Annotated in this window: 12 protein-coding genes; all 12 read right to left on the bottom strand. The window is 40.8% G+C overall.

Features of this window, described 5'->3' with window-relative positions; genetic code table 11:
* Window positions 1–184: 184 nt before the first annotated feature.
* On the bottom strand, window positions 185–1885 hold the full coding sequence (locus HZA38_02340; GenBank protein ID MBI5414331.1) for a S41 family peptidase: 1701 nt from the start codon (window positions 1883–1885) through the stop codon (window positions 185–187).
* Between the two features lie 47 nt (window positions 1886–1932).
* Entirely contained in the window at window positions 1933–2628 is a 696-nt protein-coding gene (gene rpsE / locus HZA38_02335) for a 30S ribosomal protein S5 (GenBank protein MBI5414330.1), read from the bottom strand.
* Window positions 2629–2660: 32 nt separating this feature from the next.
* Window positions 2661–3005 (bottom strand): 50S ribosomal protein L18, encoded by a 345-nt coding sequence (locus tag HZA38_02330; protein ID MBI5414329.1) that lies wholly within the window; start codon window positions 3003–3005, stop codon window positions 2661–2663.
* 22 nt (window positions 3006–3027) lie between these two features.
* Window positions 3028–3573: a 50S ribosomal protein L6 gene (gene rplF / locus HZA38_02325; protein MBI5414328.1), complete on the bottom strand. Its 546-nt coding sequence runs from the start codon at window positions 3571–3573 to the stop codon at window positions 3028–3030.
* A 24-nt stretch (window positions 3574–3597) separates the two neighbouring features.
* Window positions 3598–3981, bottom strand: coding sequence for a 30S ribosomal protein S8 (gene rpsH / locus HZA38_02320; GenBank protein ID MBI5414327.1), 384 nt, complete (start codon window positions 3979–3981; stop codon window positions 3598–3600).
* A gap of 126 nt (window positions 3982–4107) precedes the next feature.
* The gene (locus tag HZA38_02315) at window positions 4108–4332 is read right to left on the bottom strand and encodes a type Z 30S ribosomal protein S14 (GenBank protein MBI5414326.1); all 225 of its coding nucleotides are present in this window, start codon (window positions 4330–4332) and stop codon (window positions 4108–4110) included.
* 4 nt (window positions 4333–4336) lie between these two features.
* Window positions 4337–4879, bottom strand: coding sequence for a 50S ribosomal protein L5 (gene rplE / locus HZA38_02310; protein MBI5414325.1), 543 nt, complete (start codon window positions 4877–4879; stop codon window positions 4337–4339).
* 15 nt (window positions 4880–4894) lie between these two features.
* On the bottom strand, window positions 4895–5221 hold the full coding sequence (gene rplX / locus HZA38_02305; GenBank protein ID MBI5414324.1) for a 50S ribosomal protein L24: 327 nt from the start codon (window positions 5219–5221) through the stop codon (window positions 4895–4897).
* Window positions 5222–5248: 27 nt separating this feature from the next.
* Window positions 5249–5617, bottom strand: a complete 369-nt coding sequence (gene rplN / locus HZA38_02300) for a 50S ribosomal protein L14 (GenBank protein ID MBI5414323.1) — start codon at window positions 5615–5617, stop codon at window positions 5249–5251.
* Window positions 5618–5649: 32 nt separating this feature from the next.
* Window positions 5650–5952: a 30S ribosomal protein S17 gene (gene rpsQ, locus HZA38_02295; protein ID MBI5414322.1), complete on the bottom strand. Its 303-nt coding sequence runs from the start codon at window positions 5950–5952 to the stop codon at window positions 5650–5652.
* Complete coding sequence (gene rpmC / locus HZA38_02290; protein MBI5414321.1) at window positions 5949–6167, bottom strand: 50S ribosomal protein L29; 219 nt, start codon at window positions 6165–6167, stop codon at window positions 5949–5951. Before rpmC ends, rpsQ begins: the two co-directional genes overlap by 4 nt.
* Before the next feature lie 6 nt (window positions 6168–6173).
* The gene (gene rplP, locus HZA38_02285) at window positions 6174–6593 is read right to left on the bottom strand and encodes a 50S ribosomal protein L16 (GenBank protein MBI5414320.1); all 420 of its coding nucleotides are present in this window, start codon (window positions 6591–6593) and stop codon (window positions 6174–6176) included.
* Window positions 6594–6836 lie beyond the last annotated feature (243 nt).

Here is a 6836-nt window from a genome sequence, read left to right as displayed (position 1 = left end):
TGGTTACGATTTGAAGTAACTCACAATCACTGCTTCACTTCCTTCAAAAAACTCATCGAAGCCGTCTCAGAGTTTCTCCTCACTTTCCAAAAACCAAACCTCCTATCTCTTATCACTGTTAATTCTTAGACTCTAGGTAAAGCGATCTTCTCTCCACAGAGAGAAATATTAAAAGATTATTAAATTATTTTTTCAATTTCTGAATTTCTTGCTTTGCTGTGACGATCATGGCTGCCGTATCGCTCGGATTCACAGCAACATCCGGCGTAACTCCTAGCCCTTGAATAGATCTTTGGAGAGGTGAAAGCCATTCGGAACGCGTCATTTTAAATAAGGCTCCATCACTAAATTCTGCAAGTTCCTGAACGGTTCCTTTCCCGAAAGATTTTGATCCAACAACTCTACCGCGTTTGCTATCCTGAATAGCTGCAGCAAAAATTTCAGATGCTGATGCCGAATATTTATCCACAAATACTACGAGTGGAATATCCTGAAACTTTCCATCTCCCTTGACCTCGAGTTTTTCCATATTTTCAAGAGACTTCTCCCATATTCCCACAGAATTTTCGGGGAGGAGTGATCCGAGCATCTCCAAAGCGCCATCAAGAAGACCTCCTCCATTCCCTCGTAAATCCACAATAATTCCAGAAATGTTTCCTTCTGCAGTGTACTTTTCCAAAGCACTTCGAAAGTCCTGAGCAGTTTTATCAGCAAAAGAAAGAATTTCGAGTACAAGAATATCGCCTTCAAGGCGAGGAAGTACGAGTGGAATCTCTACCGCAGCACGAGTAAGAGAGAGGATCATCTCACTCCCATTTCTCAAGATTGTAATTTTAACCTCTGTTCCCGCAGGTCCGCGAATATAATTCACAACTTCGTCAACTTTTTTCCCCTTCATAGAGAGATCACCAACTTTGAGAATGACATCTCCTGAAAGAATTCCCGCTTTCTCTGCTGGAGTTCCGGGATACGTTCGCGCAAAGACGATATCTTTTGCTTCATTTTCTCCAAGCTGAGCTCCAATTCCTTCAAATTCTCCGTTCAGATCTGCCTGAAATTCTTTTGCATCCGGAGGTGCAAAATATATGCTGTATTCATCTCCGAGCTCCTTTACCATTCCTGTAATCGCCGCTTCCATGAGCTTATCATCATGGACTCTGTCCTGATACAAAAATCGATCATGAATGGCATCCCAAACGTAATCAAACACTTCAGATTTCTCCCTTTTTTTATTTACAGGGGAAAAACTTATCTGAATATTCTTTGCTCCAGAATTCTCACGAAAAGTGAGAATACGCGTAAGCATTTCTACGGCTTCTTCCCTTGTTAATTTTCTCTGGGCTCCTGTAGTATTTTTAGAAATTGACCTCCAAATGCCGAGATCAAGAGATTTGAGAACGGCAGATTTGAGTATTGGATTCTCTGGAAGATCATCCCATGTATTTTCAGTTTTATAAACTCGCGGGAGCGGAACTCCTTCGAGTGTCATGAGAACTTTGAGAGCTTCTGCAACGGTAATTTTATTTTTCGGGAAAAAATATTTATTGGTATTGATTCCTCCAAGCTCCCATGCTTTTGCTATATATGGAGCTGCTTCGTCATCTTTTCCAACATCTAAAAAAGGCTCCTGTCCCATTTCAGGGTCAAGAACTCCAAGATTTCGTAAACTCCACACAATAAAATCCTCGCGGGAAATAAGGTGTCTCGGGTAAAAATTCTCTGCTTCTCCATCACTTCCCAAAATCCCCTGCTCTTTGAAGTAGAGAATAGACGGGGTTTCTGTGTCCGAGAATGCATATACAGTACTCGAAAAAATTGTGATCGACAGAAGAGAAAAAAACGCTGCAAAAAACACCGAAGGGATCACCTGTATCCATCGTTTCATACTTCTTTTGATAAAATGAAAAATCGAAAGAACTGTACTTGACGATTTTACTCTTTTTTCTCTCCAGCCTCGGGCTTTTTCTCACCCATTTTTCCTTTTCGGAAAATCTGAAGAGCATTCATCATTGCTTGAGCATTTACGAGTTTGTTATTTGTCCCATAGCTCTTTCCAATAATATTTTGAATTCCAGCGAGATCTGAAATTTTTCTGAGCGCTCCTCCTGCAATAATTCCCGTTCCGAGTTTCGCAGGCATAAGCAAAATCCGTGCGCTTTTGTACTTATATTTGATTTCATGAGGGATTGTCCCATTCACCATCGGAACTCGAATCAATCGCTTTTTTGCCGCTGCCACAGCCTTTTGAACTCCCACCGCCACTTCCACAGATTTTCCCGTTCCGAGTCCCACTCTCCCCTTTCGATCGCCAATAACAACTGTTGCTCGGAATCGAAGTCTTCGTCCTCCTTTGACTACACGCGTTACTCGAGCGATATCCAATACTTCTTCATCAAATTCTTTTTCTTCCTTCTCACGAGTCCGTGCACGACCTCTCCCTCTCCCCTTTCCCCTTCCTCCACCATCTTCAGAACGACCATGACGCCTTCCTCCACGTTGGCGTGGAGCCGCATTATCAGAACCTCCTTCTGCTCCATTTGCAGGAGCTTCTGAGGTCTCAGCTTCTTCGATATTATTCATATCATCATTTACGAGCTTTTCAGATAATGGTGTTTCTTTTTCAGACACGAGAAAAATGAAAAATTACAAAAAAAAGAAAATTAAAACTTGAGTCCAGCTTCTCGGGCTCCTTCTGCAAGGGCTTTTACCCGACCATGAAATTTATACCCGCTGCGATCAAATACGCAAGTTGAGATCTTGAGTTCGAGCGCCCTCTTCCCGATTTCCGTTCCGAGCTTTTGAGCAGCTTTTCTATTTGATCCTTTCTTTTCTTTTCGTGTGCTTGCCCCCACAAGAGTTTTCCCAAGAGAATCGTCAATAAGTTGCGCTTCAATTGATCGAAGCGACCTAAAAACACTCAGCCTTGGTTTCTCTGCAGTTCCATAAATACGACTGCGAATTCGCTTTTTTCTTCTGAGCCGTTTTTGTACTTTCTCCTGTTTCATAATTAAAAAATAACAAAAAAAATTATTTCTTCGCAGTTTTTCCAGCTTTACGAGGCACATATTCCCCTACATACCGAATTCCCTTCCCTTTATATGGTTCCGGTTTTCGGAGCTTACGAATATTCGCGGCAAATTCTCCAACGGCCTGTTTATCAGCTCCAGTTACGATTATCAGATTTTTCACTTCTTTATCGACTTCCACATGAACTCCATCGGGAGCTTTCATTTCAATAGGATGTGAAAATCCAAGGCTCAGCGTAATTTTCGTGCCGCTTGCCTGAACTCTGTATCCAACTCCAATAATTTCCATTCGTTTTTCAAATCCCTTATGAACTCCGTGTACCATATTATTCACAAGCGCACGAGCAAGACCATGAAGTGCCTTAGCTTCCCTCTCTTCTGAGGATCTCTGGAGCTGGAGCACACCATCATCTACTTTCCCAGAAATTCCGTTGGGAAGATCATATGTGAGAGAGCCCTTCGTTCCTTTCACAACAAGTTTTCCACCATTTACTTCGACAGTGACACCAGATGGGATCTTTACCGGCATTTTTCCAATTCGAGACATGCAAAAATTCAAAAAAAATAAAAATTAATACACTTCACACACATACTCCCCGCCGATTCCCTTCTCCTTCGCCTCATCAGCAGCCATAATGCCTTGAGAAGTAGAAATAATTCCAATCCCATATCCATTTTGTACTGATCGTATTGATGAAGCATCACAATACAGACGCTGTCCTGGTTTACTTTTTCGAGTGAGATGAATATCTTTTTGAGCTTTGTGAAGTGTTATTTCGATGTCTTCAAATTTTCCATTTTTTACTTTCTTGACTTCACCAACAAATCCCTTTCGTGAGAGAATTCCTGCAATAGCATATTTCATTTTTGACGCAGGAGTCCGAACAGCCTTGTGCTGAGCGCGGGACGCATTTCGTATTCTTGTGAGCAAATCTGCAATAGGATCGGTATTCATGGAAGAAAAAAAATAATTTTGAATTTTAAATTCTAAATTTTAAATGTTTTTTTTATTAATATAACTATAAAACCAAAAAAATCTATAATTTATAATCTAAAATCCAAAATCTAAAATTTACAGGAACTACCAACTTGATTTTCTGAGTCCGGCAATTTCTCCTTTTCTCGCCGCTTCACGAATACAAATTCGACACATATCAAAAATTCGAATATATCCATGCGGTCTTCCGCATTTATTACACCTGTTATACACACGCGTTCCCATTTTTGGTTTTCTCCCAGCTGCAAGCGCAATGAGATATTTTCGCTTGAGTTTTTTTGCCTTTTCTACGAGTGACGTCTTTGCCATGAGCTTATTTTGAGAAAGGAAAATTAAATTTTTCGAGAAGTTTTCGAGCGTCCGCATCTGTTTTCGTATTGGTGGCGATTGTAATTTGCAAGCCAAATGGTCTCACCACATCATCCTGAGAAATTTCAGGAAACACGGTGTGTTCCTTGATTCCAAATGAGTAGTTCCCTCTCCCATCAAAAGACTTCCCGGGAAATCCTCTAAAATCTCGAATACGAGGTGCAACATAGGTGACAACCCGCTCAAAAAAATCATACATCCTTTTTCCCCTGAGCGTCGCAGAAACTCCAACAGTTGCTCCTGCTTTCAGCTTGAAATTCGAAATAGAAACTCTGGATTTATTCACAATGGGTGATTGTCCGGTAATAAGCTTCATCGCATCTACAACCTTTGGAGAATCCTTTTTCTCTCCTCCAGCAAGATATTTTCCAATTCCAGCATTTACCACAATTTTGAGCATGCGAGGAACAGCGAGTCTATTTTTCACCGCGAGCTCCTTTTGAAGCTCCTTACTAATTTTTGCCTTATATGTTTCGAAAAAAGACATAGAAGAAATTACAAATTATGATTTTACAAATGGTTTTTCGAGATTTGCCCCGCTCCGAACAGCAACCCGGAATTTTCTCCCCTTTTTGGGAATTTCATATCGAACACGAGTTGGCTTTTTTGTCTCCGGACACATGACCATAACATTTGAAACATGAATCGGGGCTTCTTTTTCTATCCGCTCTCCAGCTTTATCACGATTTTTTTTCACGTGTTTGGTCACGATGTTCATTTTCTCCACGACTACCCGATCTGCTTTTGGAAACACACGAATAATCTTTCCCTTTTTCCCCTTGTCTTTGCCAGTAATGACCATAACGGTATCTCCTACTTTAACTCGCATAATGATAAAAAATGTATCAGAAAGAAATTATACTACTTCGGGAGCTAACGAAATTATTTTTTGAAAACCTTTATTTCGAAGCTCTCTCGCTACGGGACCAAAAACACGAGTTCCCTTTGGAACGTCATCCTTGCCAACAATAACAACTGCATTCTGATCAAAACGAAGATATGAGCCGTCTTTTCTTCGAGTGGTTCGTATTTGACGAACAATTACCGCCCTTTCAACGCTTTTTTTCTTCACTACTCCTCGTGGCATCGCTTTTTTAATAGACACCACAATGACATCTCCTAAGTAAGCGTATCTCTTCTTTGACCCGCCGAGTACTTTAATACACATTGCTTCCTTTGCACCGGTATTATCCGCTACTGCCAATCGTGTTTGAACCTGTATCATAAAAATTTACATCAGAAAATTACAGAAAGAATTTACGACACGATCTCCTCAAGAACATCTTCTGGAGCAACCTGAGCGAGATCCTCCGCAATAACCTCTGGAGCTCTCTTCAGTATTTCCGTAAGCACCCATCTTTTTCTCTTCGAGAGAGGCCTGGATTCAGAAATTATCACCTCGTCTCCTTCATGGCAACTCTCTTCAGGATCGTGCGCAACAAATTTTGAAGATGTTCGAAACCTCTTCTTGTACTTTGAATGCACTTTGTACTGATGAACAGTAACAACAATCGTCTTTTCCATTTTTGCCGATGTCACGATTCCTTTTTTTGTTCTCATGAAGCGGGAGAAAGAGAAGAGTTTGGTGAAATTTTTGCCATCTCGGCGGTTTTGAGCTGAGCTATATATTTTCGGAGTTTTCGATATTTTGAATTATTTTTTTCCTGTCCGAGCTTAATCTTCATGCGGAGTCCCAAGAGTTCTCTCTCGGATTTCTGAATTTCTGCTCTAATTTCTTCAATGCTCATGCCGGTAATTTGTACAAATGTGGTCATGCGAAATTAAAAATCTCCTTTTTTTACAAATCTTGTCTTTATGGAAAGCTTATATGACGCCAAACGAAGAGCAATTTTCGCATTTTCTTCGCTGATTCCTTCCATCTCAAATAGAATTTTCCCCGGAAGGACGGCAGCGACATATCTCTCAACAGATCCTTTTCCTGATCCCATCGGCACTTCAGCAGCTTTTGTTGTGACTGGCTTATGGGGAAAAATCCGAATCCATACTTTCCCTCCTCTCTTAATGTACCGTGTGATCGCTCGGCGAGCTGCTTCAATAGAACGTGCATTTATTTCCCCTCCCGTCATTGCTTTGAGAGCATATGTTCCAAAAGCAATTTCCTGCCCTTTCGTTGCAACTCCTGAGAGTTGTCCTCTCATTCGATGCCATTTCCGATATTTCGTTTTTTTAGGACCAAGCATTCAGAAATTTTGTACAAAAGAATAGAAACCCGTGCGTGCAAAAATGCAAGCTGGGAGATTGTAGTCGAGAGGACTAAGGGAAGTCAAGAAATTTTATTCTCCCGTACATTCTAAAATTATAAGCACCACCCTAGAGATAAAATAAGTTTATATTTTATTTCTAGACATGAAACAAGTTCGCAAGCCAATCAGCTTCAAAGAGCGAGAGGAAATAGAGAGGATGTTAGAAAAGAAAAAGTCGTA

The sequence above is a fragment of the Candidatus Peregrinibacteria bacterium genome, assembly GCA_016220175.1.
In the GTDB taxonomy this organism is placed as follows: Bacteria; Patescibacteriota; Gracilibacteria; order CAIRYL01; family CAIRYL01; genus JACRHZ01.
The sequence above is the reverse complement of the archived record's forward strand: the minus strand, read 5'-3'. Positions and strand labels throughout refer to the sequence as shown.